The sequence below is a fragment of the Kitasatospora sp. NPDC088264 genome, from assembly GCF_040685715.1.
In the GTDB taxonomy this organism is placed as follows: Bacteria; Actinomycetota; Actinomycetes; order Streptomycetales; family Streptomycetaceae; genus Kitasatospora.
Map to the genome: position 1 here is coordinate 111,774 of NZ_JBFBIR010000002.1, position 13,314 is coordinate 125,087.

At 73.2% G+C, this 13,314-nt stretch carries 12 protein-coding genes and 2 pseudogenes; 10 read left to right on the forward strand and 4 right to left on the reverse strand.

Features of this window, described 5'->3' with window-relative positions:
* Positions 1-43: 43 nt before the first annotated feature.
* From pelF to AB0O82_RS02485, 8 genes and pseudogenes are all read left to right on the forward strand, one after another.
* Positions 44-1,558 carry a GT4 family glycosyltransferase PelF gene (gene pelF, locus AB0O82_RS02450; RefSeq protein WP_350876425.1) on the forward strand — a complete coding sequence of 505 codons (1,515 nt, stop codon included), beginning with the start codon at positions 44-46 and terminating at the stop codon, positions 1,556-1,558.
* The gene (locus AB0O82_RS02455) at positions 1,555-1,710 is read left to right on the forward strand and encodes a hypothetical protein (protein ID WP_363579761.1); all 156 of its coding nucleotides are present in this window, start codon (positions 1,555-1,557) and stop codon (positions 1,708-1,710) included. The genes pelF and AB0O82_RS02455 overlap by 4 nt, the downstream gene beginning before the upstream one ends.
* Positions 1,707-3,224 (forward strand): hypothetical protein, encoded by a 1,518-nt coding sequence (locus AB0O82_RS02460; protein WP_363579762.1) that lies wholly within the window; start codon positions 1,707-1,709, stop codon positions 3,222-3,224. Before AB0O82_RS02455 ends, AB0O82_RS02460 begins: the two co-directional genes overlap by 4 nt.
* Before the next feature lie 183 nt (positions 3,225-3,407).
* Positions 3,408-4,400: an SDR family NAD(P)-dependent oxidoreductase gene (locus tag AB0O82_RS02465; protein WP_363579763.1), complete on the forward strand. Its 993-nt coding sequence runs from the start codon at positions 3,408-3,410 to the stop codon at positions 4,398-4,400.
* Positions 4,401-4,474: 74 nt separating this feature from the next.
* Positions 4,475-5,176 (forward strand): annotated as a pseudogene (locus tag AB0O82_RS02470) (sugar phosphate nucleotidyltransferase); the annotation flags it as partial.
* Positions 5,177-5,301: 125 nt separating this feature from the next.
* Positions 5,302-6,219, forward strand: coding sequence for an NAD(P)-dependent oxidoreductase (locus tag AB0O82_RS02475; protein ID WP_363579764.1), 918 nt, complete (start codon positions 5,302-5,304; stop codon positions 6,217-6,219).
* Positions 6,216-6,911: a spherulation-specific family 4 protein gene (locus tag AB0O82_RS02480; protein WP_363579765.1), complete on the forward strand. Its 696-nt coding sequence runs from the start codon at positions 6,216-6,218 to the stop codon at positions 6,909-6,911. The genes AB0O82_RS02475 and AB0O82_RS02480 overlap by 4 nt, the downstream gene beginning before the upstream one ends.
* A gap of 22 nt (positions 6,912-6,933) precedes the next feature.
* Positions 6,934-7,974: an endo alpha-1,4 polygalactosaminidase gene (locus tag AB0O82_RS02485; protein ID WP_363579766.1), complete on the forward strand. Its 1,041-nt coding sequence runs from the start codon at positions 6,934-6,936 to the stop codon at positions 7,972-7,974.
* 75 nt (positions 7,975-8,049) lie between these two features.
* On the opposite strand, the gene AB0O82_RS02490 is transcribed toward AB0O82_RS02485, so the two are convergent.
* Positions 8,050-8,259 (reverse strand): hypothetical protein, encoded by a 210-nt coding sequence (locus AB0O82_RS02490; protein ID WP_350876437.1) that lies wholly within the window; start codon positions 8,257-8,259, stop codon positions 8,050-8,052.
* A gap of 154 nt (positions 8,260-8,413) precedes the next feature.
* On the opposite strand from AB0O82_RS02490, the gene AB0O82_RS02495 reads away from it, so the two are divergent.
* Positions 8,414-9,379 (forward strand): aldo/keto reductase, encoded by a 966-nt coding sequence (locus AB0O82_RS02495; protein ID WP_363579767.1) that lies wholly within the window; start codon positions 8,414-8,416, stop codon positions 9,377-9,379.
* A 533-nt stretch (positions 9,380-9,912) separates the two neighbouring features.
* On the opposite strand, the gene AB0O82_RS02500 is transcribed toward AB0O82_RS02495, so the two are convergent.
* The 3 genes from AB0O82_RS02500 to AB0O82_RS02510 form a co-directional block, all read right to left on the reverse strand.
* Positions 9,913-10,935 (reverse strand): C40 family peptidase, encoded by a 1,023-nt coding sequence (locus AB0O82_RS02500; RefSeq protein WP_363579768.1) that lies wholly within the window; start codon positions 10,933-10,935, stop codon positions 9,913-9,915.
* Positions 10,932-12,155: an SPFH domain-containing protein gene (locus tag AB0O82_RS02505; protein ID WP_363579769.1), complete on the reverse strand. Its 1,224-nt coding sequence runs from the start codon at positions 12,153-12,155 to the stop codon at positions 10,932-10,934. The genes AB0O82_RS02500 and AB0O82_RS02505 overlap by 4 nt, the downstream gene beginning before the upstream one ends.
* Before the next feature lie 257 nt (positions 12,156-12,412).
* On the reverse strand, positions 12,413-12,568 hold the full coding sequence (locus tag AB0O82_RS02510) for a hypothetical protein (RefSeq protein WP_363579770.1): 156 nt from the start codon (positions 12,566-12,568) through the stop codon (positions 12,413-12,415).
* A 256-nt stretch (positions 12,569-12,824) separates the two neighbouring features.
* Here AB0O82_RS02510 and AB0O82_RS02515 point away from each other — a divergent pair.
* Positions 12,825-13,314: pseudogene (locus AB0O82_RS02515) on the forward strand (hypothetical protein); the annotation flags it as partial.

Below are 13,314 nucleotides of genomic sequence, written 5' to 3' on the forward strand. Positions count from 1 at the left end.
CCAGACCGGACACCGAAGCAAGGAACAGGAGGGGGGACAGGAGATGCGCGTCACCCTGCTCACCGAGGGGACGTATCCGCACCAGCACGGCGGTGTGAGTGTCTGGTGCGACCAGCTCGTTCAAGGCATGCCGGACGTCGACTTCGACGTCATCGCCGTCACTGGTACCGGCCAGGAACCGCTGGCCTGGGAACTGCCCGCCAACGTGCGGTCGGTCACGACCGCACCGCTGTGGGGTCCGGCCTCCGAGGCCGGACCGCCCCGCGGCAAGGAGATGCGGCGCTTCCTCAACGCGTACGAGCGCTTCCTCCACTCCATCCTCGATCCGGTCTACACCACCCACTTCGGCACCGAGCTGTACGGCTTCGCCGACCTCGCCCGGCGCGGGCTGCTCAGCCCGGCGCTGCGCAGCGAGCGCGCCCTGCGCACCCTCCAGCACGTCTGGACCCGTGACTACCTGCCCACCGCCGTCTCCCGGCCCACCATGCACGACGCCCTGAACGCCACCGACCTGCTGGAGCACGCCCTGCGGCCGCTCTCGGTCGAACCGCCCACCGGCGGCGTCGCGCACGCCGCCAGCGGCGGGCTGGCCACCCTGCCGGGGCTGATCGCCGCCCAGCAGTACGGCGTACCGTTTCTGCTCACCGAGCACGGCATCTACCTGCGCGAGCGCTACCTCGGCTACCGCACCGGCCCGTACCGCTGGCCGGTCAAGGCGCTGCTGCTCGGCTTCTACCGGATGCTGGCCGAGGAGAGCTACCGGCAGGCCGCGCTGGTCACCCCCGGCAACCGGTACAACCGGCGCTGGGAGGAGCGCGGCGGCACGCCGTCCGCCCACATCCGCACCGTCTACAACGGCGTGGACCCGGCGGCCTTCCCGCCCGCCGGTCCCGAACCCGAGACGCCGACCCTCAGCTGGGCCGGCCGGGTCGACCCGATCAAGGACCTGGAGACGCTGATCCGGGCCTTCGCCATCGTCCACCGTGAGATCCCCGAGGCGCGGCTGCGGCTCTTCGGCGGAACCCCCAAGGGCGGCGAGGCCTACCGGGACGGCTGCATAGCCCTGGCCGCCGAACTCGGCATCGCCGACTCGGTGGCCTTCGAGGGCCGCGTCGCCGACATCACCGACGCGTACGCGGCGGGCAACGTGGTCATGCTCTCCAGCATCAGCGAGGGCTTCCCGTTCACCCTGATCGAGGCGATGTCCTGCGGCCGCGCGACCGTCTCGACCGACGTCGGCGGCGTCCGCGAAGCCGTCGGCGACACCGGACTCGTCGTCCCTCCCCGCGAACCCGAACCGATGGCGGCCGCCGCGATCGAGCTGCTGCGCGACGCCGAACGGCGCGCCCGCCTGGGCGAACAGGCCCGGCTGCGGGTCATCGAACAGTTCACGCTCCGCCAGAACATCGACGGCTTCCGGGGCATCTACACCGAACTCCTCGGCACCGCCCGCTGGATGCCGGACGGCGTGGTGGCCGTCACCGACCAGACCCCCACCACCGACTGGGACCAGCAGCTCGCCGCCGCCCAGCCCCAGCACAGCGAGGTGGGCGCGTGAACGAGCGGAGCGAGAGAACCATCGAGAGGTGCGTGTACCGCGAAGTGGCCGCCGAGCACAGCGGGGGGCGCGTGAACGAGCGGAGCGAGAGAACCATCAAAAGGTGCGTGTACCGCGAAGCGGCCGCCGAGCGCAGCGAGGTGGCAGCATGAGTGGCCCCCTGCGGCTCGTGGAGGACGAGGGCGGCTCCGAGCGGACGATGCAGCTGCGCACCCTGCCGCTCAAGCGTCGCCGCCCCGCCCTGCCGGCCCAGCCCGAGCCCGAGGAGCAGCTCGACCTCTCCGCGGACCCGCTGGACGAGCTCGCCGAGCGGCTGCACGACATCTGCGCCGATGCCGTCCACCCGTACGAGATCGCCGCGTTCCTGGAGTCCGACGGCCTTTCCGACGAGCAGGCCGCCCTGCTGTACGGCCGCCCCGACTCGTTCACCCTCGCCGAGGAGCTGTTCGAGAAGGTCGAGCGCCGCTATCCCGGCCCGAGCTCCGAGTTCGCCAACCCGTGGCGGGCCGACCCCTGGCGCTGCGTCGTGCGCGGCCTGGTGTTCGCCCTGCCCGGGCTCGGCTACCTGCTCGGCGCCAACCTGTTCGCGGCCACCCGGATGCGGTTCGGCCTGCCCTCCGGCATGCTCGCGCTGTCCGTCGCGACGCTGGTCAGCTGGGGCTTCAACCAGGCGCTGGCACACCGCTCGTACCGCTGGCTCGGCCGGCTGCGGCGCCGCGAGGCCGCGATCTGCCTGGCCCTCGGGGCGCCGCTGGGCGCACTGGTCGCGTCCACCGCGGCGTACGTGGTCGGCGGGCCGCTGGGCGCGCTCTTCTTCGCCGCCGGGCAGTCGCTGTACCTGGGCGCGGCCACCGTCCTGCTGGTGCTGGGGCGGGAGAAGTTCCTGCTGCTGGCCCTGGTTCCGGCCTCGGTGGGCGCGGGCGTGGTGCTGGCCGCGGACGTCCCGCAGGTCGTGCGGACGGTCGTGCTGCTCGTCTCGCTGGTGCTGGCGGTCGGCCTGGCCGCCCGGGAGCTGCTGTTCTGCATCCGCGGCGGCGAGAAGGAGTCCGTCGAGCTGAAGCTGCCGATCCGCCAGGAGGTCCCGCACCTGCTGTTCGGCCTGGCCTGCGGCACCCTCACGCTGATCGCCGGCCTCGGCGAGACCATCCACCAGGCCGTGCAGACCGGCGCCGCGCACGGCGCGAAGGCCACCCCGACCGGACCGGCCATGATCGCGCTGACGCTCAGTCTCGGCCTCGCCGAGTGGCTGCTCTTCCGCTACCGGGCGATGGCCGTGGCCGCGCTGCGCACCAGTCACACCAGCGGACAGTTCACCCGCCGCACCGGCGGGATCCTGCTCGGCTGCCTGTTCATCTACCTCACCACCGTGGCCGCGCTGGACGCCGCCACGACCGTGCTGTGGCCCGGCGCCCCCGCGCTCGGCGTGCCGCAGCTCGGCGCGATGCTGCTCCTCGGCGGCTCGCTCTGGCTGGCGCTGCTGCTGAACGCCTTCGGGTTCAGCTGGAGCACCGCCCTCATCTGTCTGGCCGCCGCGGGTGCCGAGAGCGCCGGGCTGCTGACCGGTGCGGATCCGATCGTCCTGCAGCTGATCGGCTGCGGGGCGGCCGCCTTGCTCCTCACCGCCATCGCCGGGCCTGCGCTCGGCCGCACCACCCAGCACCGCTGAACACCGAAATCACGCACGCCCAATTCGCGTGCACCGCTGGACCCGCTCCACCTGAACACGCTCCACAACGCGCTTCACCGCAACACGCTTCACCCGCACACGCTTCACGGCACAGCTGAACCACCACCGGCCGGTCGCCACCGGGAGTCCGGCCGTTCCCAAAATCGAGAGAGCGAATCACGCATGAGCAGCGTCGCGGTCACCGGAGCCGAGGGCTTCATCGGCTCCCACCTCGTCGAGTCCCTGGTTGCCGACGGGCACCAGGTCCGGGCCATGGTCCAGTACAACTCCTTCTCGTCCTTCGGCTGGCTGGAGACCCTGCCCAAGGAGGTGCTGGACTCGGTCGAGATCGTCCTCGGCGACGTCCGGGACCCGGGCTCGGTCAACGGCCTGGTCAAGGGCACCGAGGCGGTCTACCACCTGGCCGCCCTGATAGCGATCCCGTACTCCTACCGGGCCCCGCACTCGTACGTCGACACCAACGTCACCGGCACCCTGAACGTGCTGGAGGCGGTGCGCCACCAGGAGATCCCGCGCCTGGTGCACACCTCCACCAGCGAGACGTACGGCACCGCGCAGACCGTGCCGATCACCGAGGACCACCCGATCAACACCCAGTCCCCGTACGCCGCCTCCAAGGCCGGCGGGGACCGGCTGGCCGACAGCTACCACGCCAGCTTCGAGACCCCGGTCGTCACCCTGCGCCCGTTCAACACCTTCGGCCCGCGTCAGTCGATGCGCGCCGTCATCCCGACCGTGATCGCCCAGGTCGCCGCCGGCGAGACCGAGATCACCCTCGGCGACCTGCGCCCGACCCGCGACTTCACGTTCGTCAAGGACACCGCGCACGCGTTCCGCACGGTCGGCACCGCTCCCGCCGAGACCGTGGTCGGCAGGACCTTCAACGCCGGCACCGGCGGCGAGATCTCGGTCGGCGACCTCGTCTCCCTGGTCGGCAAGCTGATGGGCGTCGACCTCCTGGTGAAGGAGGACGAGCAGCGCATCCGCCCGGCCAACTCCGAGGTCATGCGCCTGGTCGCGGACGCCACCCGGCTGCGCGAGGCCACCGGCTGGGCCCCCCAGTTCACCCTGGAGCAGGGCCTGGAACAGACCATCGAGTTCTTCCGCGACCCGGCCAACCTGGCCCGCTACAAGACCGACATCTACAACGTCTGACCGCCGTAGCGATCAATGCCCGTCCTGGTAACCAAGGTTCGTGTCCTGCACATCCTTTCCGTGGGGGAAACACCATGCATGCAGTGATCCTGGCCGGCGGTAAGGGCGTCCGCCTCCGCCCGTACACCACCGCGCTTCCCAAGCCGCTCGTCCCGATCGGCGACCAGCACGCGATCCTGGAGATCGTGATGCGCCAGCTCGCCGCCGCGGGCTTCAAGACCGTCACCCTGGCCATCGGCCACCTCGGCCACATCATCCGCGCGTACGTCGGCAACGGCTCCCAGTGGGGGCTGCGGGTCGGCTACGCCGTCGAGGACAGCCCGCTCGGCACCATGGGCCCGCTGCTCACCATGCAGGACCGCCTGCCGGAGCACTTCCTGGTGATGAACGGCGACATCCTCACCGACCTGGACTTCGCCGGGGTGCTCAAGCACCACGAGGCGTCCGGGGCGCCGCTCACCATCGCCACCTACGCCCGTCAGGTGAAGATCGACTTCGGTGTGCTGACCGCCGAGTCCGGCAGCATCACCGGCTTCCAGGAGAAGCCGAGCATCGACTACCGCGTCTCGATGGGCGTGTACGGCGTGTCCCGTTCGGCACTCGCCAAGTACACCCCCGGCCTGCCGCTGGGCTTCGACGAGCTGGTGCTGGACCTGCTCGCCGCCAAGACCCCGCCCGCCGCGTACGACTTCGGCGGCTACTGGCTGGACATCGGCCGCCCGGACGACTACGACCGGGCGAACGCCGAGTTCTCGTCCATCCGACCGGTGCTGATGCCCTTCGAGTCGGACGCCGCCGGCCAGGGCGTGGCGGAGCTGCCGATCCCGGCCGCCCGCACCGCCCCGGACGACACGGCCGAGGCTCCCGCCACCGCGGGCGCCCAGAGTGACGGACGGGCCGCGTGAGAATCCTGCTCCTCGGCGGCGACGGCTTCCTCGGCCGTCACGCCACCGCCGTCCTGCGGTCACTGCCCGGTGCCACCGTGCTGACCGCGGGCCGGCGGCCCGCCCACGACCTCCGGCTGGACCTGGCCACCGCCCAGGCCGGCCCGCTCGGCGAGGAACTCGCCGCGCTGGCACCCGACGTGGTGGTCAACTTCGCCGGCGCGGTGGCCGGCAGCGCGGTCAAGCTCGCCGAGGTGAACGCGCGCGGCCCGGCCGTGCTCTGCGAGGCGCTGCAGCTCGGCGCCCCGAAGACCCGGCTGGTGCACATCGGTTCGGCCGGCGAGTACGGCGTCTGTCCGGCGGGCAGCTCGCTGTCCGAGGACTCCGACGCCCGCCCGGTCGGCGTGTACGGCGCGACCAAGCTGGCCGGCTCCCTCGCGGTGGCCGGCTCGGCGCTGGACGCCGTGGTCCTGCGGGTGTTCAACCCGGTCGGCCCGGGGGCACCGGCGGGCTCGCTGCCCGGCCGGCTGGCCGCCGAGCTGCTCCGGGTGGCGCCCGAGGGCGCCGACGGCGTGATCACGGTCGGCGACCTCTCCGCCTACCGCGACTTCGTCGACGCCCGGGACATCGCCCGCGCGGTCGGCCTGGCCGCCGCCGCGGACCGTCCGCTCCCCCGAGTGCTCAACCTCGCCTCCGGGCAGGCCCGGCAGGTCCGGGCGATCGCGGACGGGCTGGCCGCCGCGGCCGGCTTCACCGGCCGGATCGACGAGAGCGGGGCGGGCTCCGAGCGCTCGGCCGCGGTCTCCTGGCAGCAGGCCGACGTGTCGGCCGCCGCCCGGGAGCTCGACTGGCACCCGGAGACGGACCTCGCCGACACCCTGCGCGACCTGTGGCTCAGCACCGCCCAGCCCGCCTCCCCACCGGTCGTCGCATGACCGGCGGGATCATCCCCGACGGCCGCCTGCTGGTGCCGCTGTACGTCCACCCCGCGGTGGACCCGGCGGCCTGGCAGGCGGTCGCCGCCGCCGACCCGGGCCGGATCGCCGCCGTCGTGCTCAACCTCGCCGACGGGCCCGGCGAGAACCCGGACAACGTCTTCGCCGAGGCCGCCGACCGACTCCGCGCGGCCGGAGTGCCGTTGGTCGGCTACACCGACACCGACTACGGCCGCCGACCGCACGCGGCGGTGGTCGCCGACATCCTGACCTACCGTCAACGCCACGACATCACCGGCGTCTACCTCGACCAGGTGGCCACCCACCCGGGCGCCCTCGCGCACTACCGGCGGCTGGCCACGGCCGCGCGCGCGGCCGGCTGCGGCACCGTGGTCTTCGGCCACGGCGAGCACCCCGACCCGGGGTACGCCGAAGTCGGCCTGGCCGACCTGCTGGTCACCTTCGAGGGCGACTGGGACACGTACCGCGCGATGACGCTCCCGCTGTGGACCGGCCGCCACGCGGCCTCCCGCTTCTGCCACCTGGTGTACGACGTCCCCGCCGAACACGCCGAGGACGCCACCGCGCTGATCGCCGCCCGCCGGGCCGGCGTCGGCTGCGCCGTACCGGGCGCCGGGGAGAACCCCTGGCGCACCCTGCCCTACGGCCTGACCGCTGCTGAACTGACCTGACCCGATCCGGAGTTCGACTACCGTGAACCGCCGTACCCGGCTCCTGCCGGCCGCCATCACCATCGCCGCCGCCCTGCTGGCGACCTCGTGCAGCAGCTCAGGCTCGGACGACGACGGCTCCTCGGCCGACGGCTCCCCGAGCAGCCCGCCCGCGGCCACCGCCCCGACCACCCCGGACGGCAGCGCAACCCCGGGCACCCCGTCGGACGCCGGCACCACACCCCCGGCCCCCGGCACGCCCAGCGCCCCCGGCTCGCCCACCGCGCCCGCCGCCACCACGCCCCCGGGCGCCACCACCGCCCCGGGCACCCCCGGGACCCCAGGCGGAACTCCCGGCGGCACCACCGCCCCGCAGCCCGCCGGCGCCCGCTGGCAGCCCACCCCGGGCCTCGCCTGGCAGTGGCAGCTCGGCGGCACCGTCGACCAGTCCGTGGACGTCCCGGTCTACGACATCGACGGCTTCGAGAACGACGCCTCGGTGGTGGCCGCGCTGCACGCCAAGGGCCGCAAGGTGATCTGCTACATCAACGCCGGCTCCTGGGAGAACTTCCGCCCCGACTCCGCGGCCTTCGCCAAGTCCTTGCAGGGCTCCGACACCGGCTGGAAGGGCGAGAAGTGGTTCGACATCCGCAAGCTCGACCAGCTCAAGCCGCTGATGGCGGCCCGCTTCGACATGTGCAAGAGCAAGGGCTTCGACGCCATCGAGCCGGACACCATCGAGGCCTACAACCAGAACAGCGGTTTCCCGCTCACTCCTGACGACCAGATCAAGTACAACCGCATGCTGGCCCAGCTCGCCCACGAACGCGGCCTGGCCATCGGTCTGAAGAACGACCTCGACCAGATCCCGGCGCTGCTGCCGGACTTCGACTTCGCGGTCAACGAGGAGTGCTCGCAGTTCGACGAGTGCGACCGGGTCGCGCCGTTCGTCAAGGCGGGCAAGGCGGTCTTCCACGTCGAGTACAAGCTCGGCACGGACCAGTTCTGCGCCAAGGCCAAGTCGCTCGGCTTCAGTTCGATGCAGAAGAAGCTCGACCTGGACGCCTGGCGCAAGCCCTGCTGAGCACCGGCGCACCGGTTCTCGGCGCACCGGTTTCCGTCGCGCGGGTGACCCTCGTCCGGGTCACCCGCGCGAGGATCACTTGACCGCCAGCCAGATGACGCCGCCCAACACGGCCAGCACGATGACGGCGACCAGCGCGATCACGCCGGTGCGGCCACCACCACCGCTGTTGCTGCGGCCGTAGGTGGAGACGGTGCCCGGCGCCTGCGGGGCCGCCGGGGTCTCGTCGACGAACGCCCGGAACATCTGGGTGCTGCCGGCGGGGTCGTAGTCGTTGTCAGCCATGGCACGGACTCTAACGAATCCGCCCACCTCACGGACACCCCGGACCCCTCCTGCGCGACCCCCACCACCCGGTCGCGCAACGGCGGTACGACATCCTCGTGAAGTCCGCCCGACACGCGGAATGCCGCCCAGTGCGATCCGGTTGAATCCGACCATGACCGGAAACCACAGCGACGCCCCGGGCCGGGTCCGCCTCGGCGCCTCCGACCTGTCCGTCTTCCCGCTCTCCCTCGGCGGCAACGTCTTCGGCTGGACGGCCGACGAGCAGCAGTCCTTCGCCGTCCTGGACGCCTACGCCGCGGCCGGCGGCAACTTCGTCGACACCGCCGACGTCTACTCGGCCTGGGCCCCGGGCAACACCGGCGGCGAGTCCGAGACCGTCCTCGGCAACTGGCTGCGCAGCCGCGGCAACCGCGACGACGTCGTGATCGCCACCAAGGTCGGCATGCATCCCGAGGCCGGCGGTCTGGGCGCGGCCAACATCAAGGCCGCGGCCGAGGGTTCGCTGCGCCGCCTGGGCGTCGAGCGGATCGACCTGTACTACACCCATCGGGACGACGACACCCCGGTCGAGGAGTTCGTCACCGCACTGGACGAGCTGGTCCGCGAGGGCAAGGTCGCCGCGGTCGGCGCCTCCAACATCGGCGCCGAGCGGCTGTCCGAGGCGCTGGCCTTCGCCGACCGCGAGGGCCTGGCCAAGTACGTCGCCGTCCAGCCGCACTACAACCTGGTCTCGCGCGGCACCTTCGAGGGCCCGCTGGCCGACGTGGTCGCCGAGCACGGCCTCGCCACCGTCCCGTACTACGCGCTCGCCTCCGGGTTCCTCACCGGCAAGTACCGCCCCGGCGGCCCAGGCGTCGACAGCGCCCGCTCCGAGGGCGCCGCCCGCTACCTGGACGACCCGCGCGGCCCGAAGGTGCTGGCAGCCCTGGACACCGTCGCCGGGGAGCACGGCGTCGCCCTCGCCACGGTCGCCCTCTCCTGGCTGGCCGGGCGGCCGACGGTCGCCGCCCCCATCGCCAGCGCCCGCACCGTCGAGCAGCTCCCGCCCCTGCTGGCAGCCACCACGCTCCGGCTCACCCCCGAACAGACCGCCCTCCTCGACGCCGCCTCCGCCTGACCCCGCCCCACCCGCAGGCTGCGAACCCGCCCCCACCCGGGCCCGTTCGCAGCCTGCGCCCGTTCCCGGCGAACCCCGCCCGGTTGGGAACGCCGTCCGCAGTGATCAGACTTGGTCCACGAACGACCTGACGCGGAGCGGGACTTCAACGCCGAATCCACCACGGCGGCGGCATCCCCGGGAATCCCGCCCGGGACGGGCTCTTCGACGACGACGAGGACCGGAAGAAGTACGCGCGCCCGGCCCTCGATTCCGCAGACAATCCGGGCCCGGGCGGTAACACCCGCAGGATGACCGTCGGCCCCGCCGATCTGAGGGCCCGCGCCGGCACCGTCGACGAAATCCGGGCGATTTTCCGGGCGGTCGGCGAATCGGCCCGGAAAAGGACGGCCAACGCGCTTGGCGCACCGGCCCATTGGCAGATCGGGCCCGAACTGCGCACCCGATGTATCCGCGGGGACGACCAGGTGGCCACGGTCACGCTTCGGGCCCCCGACAGCGGCGTGCCGTCGGGGGCCCGGTGCGCCCCGGCGCTACGGCCGCCCGAAGTGGGTCGGGTAGTAGCCCGAGTTGAGAGTGGAGACCCGAACCGTCTTGCCGGGCCGGGGCGCCTCGACGAACTTGCCACCGCCCAGGTAGATCCCCACGTGGTGGATCCCGGAGGCCCGGCCGCTGTCCGACCAGAACACCAGGTCGCCGCGGCGCAGCTGCCCCGCGCTGATCGGCGTGGTGGCCGCGTACTGGTCGTCGGCCACCCGCGGCAGGCTGATCCCACTGCGCCGGTAGGCCTGCTGGACGAGCCCCGAGCAGTCGTAGCCTGACGGGCCGTTGCCGCCCCAGACGTACGGCTTGCCCAGCTGGGCGAGCGCGTAGTCGATGGCCGCCTCCATGCTGCCGGAGGCCGGTGCCTGGTCCGCCGACGGCGTGGCCGCGGGCCGGGCGGGAGCGGGATCAGCGCCGCCGCCGGACTGGCCGGTGCGGCTCGCGTAGACGTCGTAGTGGCTGGTCCACCGCCACTCGCCGCTGCCGTTCTTGAACCAGTACTTCGACCCGTCCCAGCCCTGGCGCAGTCCGGAGGAGGAAGCGGAGGAGGCCGAACCGTTGGACACGGCGGCCGCCTTGCCACTGGCACCGCCCGAGCCGCCCGAGCCGCCGGACTGGCCGGTGCGGCCCGCGTAGACGTCGTAGTGGCTGGTCCACCGCCACTCGCCGCTGCCGTTCTTGAACCAGTACTTCGACCCGTCCCAGCCCTGCTTCCCGGCCGCGGCGTGCGCGGACCCGGCACCGGCCGTCAGGCCGACCACGCCGGCGCCCGCCAGCACGGTGGTTGCCAGGCAGGTACTTCGCACGGCGCGGTGTATTCGGCTGCCGCCGGTCCCCGCCGCGGGGCGGGCGGTGCGCGGCCGGGCCGCGCAGTTCGGGCAGCCGCACCCCGCGATCGCGGGGATGCTGCCGGTGCTCTCCTCGAAGCCGATCAGGCCCCGGTCGAGGGCGGCGTCGAAATCGGCGTCGAGGTCGAGGCCGGGATCGGCGTACGCGCCGGTGGCTATCCTCATGCGGGTCGTCCTTCCTTCCGCCCGGCCCGTGCGGCCGGGGGCGGTACCGAGGCGGCCACTCCGGCCGGGGCGACGAAGGCGACCAGCAACTGCTCCATCAGCGCACTGCGGGCGGCCTCGTCCAGTTCGTGGGCGGTGGCGCGCTCCAGCCGCCGGACGGCGAGCGCCGCCGCCTCGACCGCGTCGTCCACCAGCACCGTCCGCAGGCCCGCGTCCAGGTCGGCCAGCCGGCGGCGGCGCATCGACTCGGCGACCTCGGGCGCGTAGTCCAGCGCCAGCGGCTGCGCCGAGTAGACCTCCAGGCCCGCCGGGGCGACCTCAGCGACCAGTGCTCTGGTCAGCTCGTCGGCGAACCACTGCCCGTCACGCAGCGCGGGCCCGGGCGCCGCGTTGCTGTCGCACGGCAGGATGGACGCGGTGCGGGTGAGTACCGCCTGGACCTGCTCGCGCAGGTAGCTCTCGTGGTCCTCGATCGCCAGCAGCGCCCGCGCGGTGTCCTTGACCCGCCAGACGATCAGCAGCCGGACGACGATCGGCGTGCCGGTCCGGTCGACCGCCTTGACCGGCTCGCTGCGCCAGTGCCGCAGTCGCACGTCCACCCGGCGCCGGCGCAGCAGCGGGTTGACCCAGACCAGGCCGGTGCGGCGGACGGTGCCCCGGTAGCGGCCCCAGCGGGTCAGCACCCGGGTCTCGCCGCCCGCGTTGGCCAGCAGCCCGGCAAGCGCGAACACCACGAGCAGGCCGACCGCGCTGACCGCGGCGACCGACTTGGCGTCCACCTCGGCCTGGCCGCTCGCCTGCGCGGCGGCGCTGCGCAGGTCGGGCAGCGCGTCCCAGTACGGGATGACGCCGTCGCGCAGCAGCATCAGCAGCACGCCGGCCACGCCGACCAGCACCACCAGCAGGGCGATCCAGCCGGGCAGGGCGGTGGCGCCGTGCTCGCGGACCGCCTGGTCGGCGCGCGGGGGGCGGCGGGAGGTGGCGGCCGCGGGGGCGCCGACCTGGATGGCTTCCGGGATCTCGGCGGTCTCCGGGGCGGCCGCCTCCAGCGGATCGCGCAGGTCGGCGGAGGCGCCGGAGGCCGGGCCGGGGACGACGACCAACGGAGTGGTCGCGGGGCCGCCGTCGACCGGGCCGAGCAGCTTGGCCGTCTTGGCGGCCGTGACGGTGGCTGTGGCGGTGGCCAGCGGGCTGGCGCCAGAGGCGGAACGTTCCGGCAAGGCCGGTGGGAGCGCCTTGGGCAGGTGGTCGGGTCGCTGCGAAGAATCGCGGGTGACGTCCATGCACGGATCCTCGGGGTCGGTGTGTCGCGCAACGGGCGGCCCGGATCTGACGGGCAGTGCCAAGATCAGGCTAAGTTCATACGTCATCAAATGCGACATTTGAGGTGAGGTGTGTCGACATTTGCTGACGAATCGTCCGAAGCCGACCTGACGCGCAGGCACATGAATGGATGGTCGGGATGGTTCAGCGCAGGTCAGCGCCGCCGGACACCGCCATCACGGGCGAACACCCGGCGGGTGATCAGCCCGATGGCGGCGAGCACCAGCAGGCCACCGGCGACCCCACCGCGCCAACCGCTCGCGGTGGACCGCGCGGCCGCCGCCTGCGAGGCCTCCGCGGCCGCCCCCACGGGCGACGCACTGGGCGGCGCCGGCAGCTGCCCGGCACTCTCCCCGGCGGACCCGAGCGGTTCGGCCGCCACCGGCGTCGATGACGGTGACAGTGACGGAGGCGATGACAGGGGCGGTGGCAGTGACGGTGACGGTGACGACGCCACGACGCCGACGGCCGCCCGGGACGGACTGGCGCCCAGGGACGGAACGGTACGGAGCGTCGGAGGGACGGAACCGGCGGAGGTGGTGGTGGGGGCGGTCGGGACGGTCGGGGTGACTGAAGCAGCGGACGGCCCGGCCGCTGCCGGAACGGCAATCGGCAGCACGCCCACCGGCACCGGCGCGAGCACGGACGCATCGGGCGCCGCCCCCACAACCGGGCTCGGCGACGAGGTGACCGGGATCGAAGGCGTGGACGGGAACGTGGACGTGGGCGTGGGCGACATCGCGGGACGGGACGGTACGGAGGAGGCCACCGGCGCGGAAGCACCGGCCGAGGGCAGCACCGGCACCGCCACGCTCGGACTCGGCCCGATCGGCACCGAAGCCGACGCCGACGGGCTCGGCACGGTCGGCACGGTCGACACCGAGGCCGCGGGGCTGGGCCGCACGGGAACCGACGCCCCCGAACTCGGCACCGCAGAAGTCGACGCCGCCGCCGATACCGACGGGCTCGGCACGGTCGGCACGGTCGACACCGAGGCCGCGGGGCTGGGCCGCACGGGAACCGACGCCCCCGAACTCGGCACCGCAGAAGTCGACG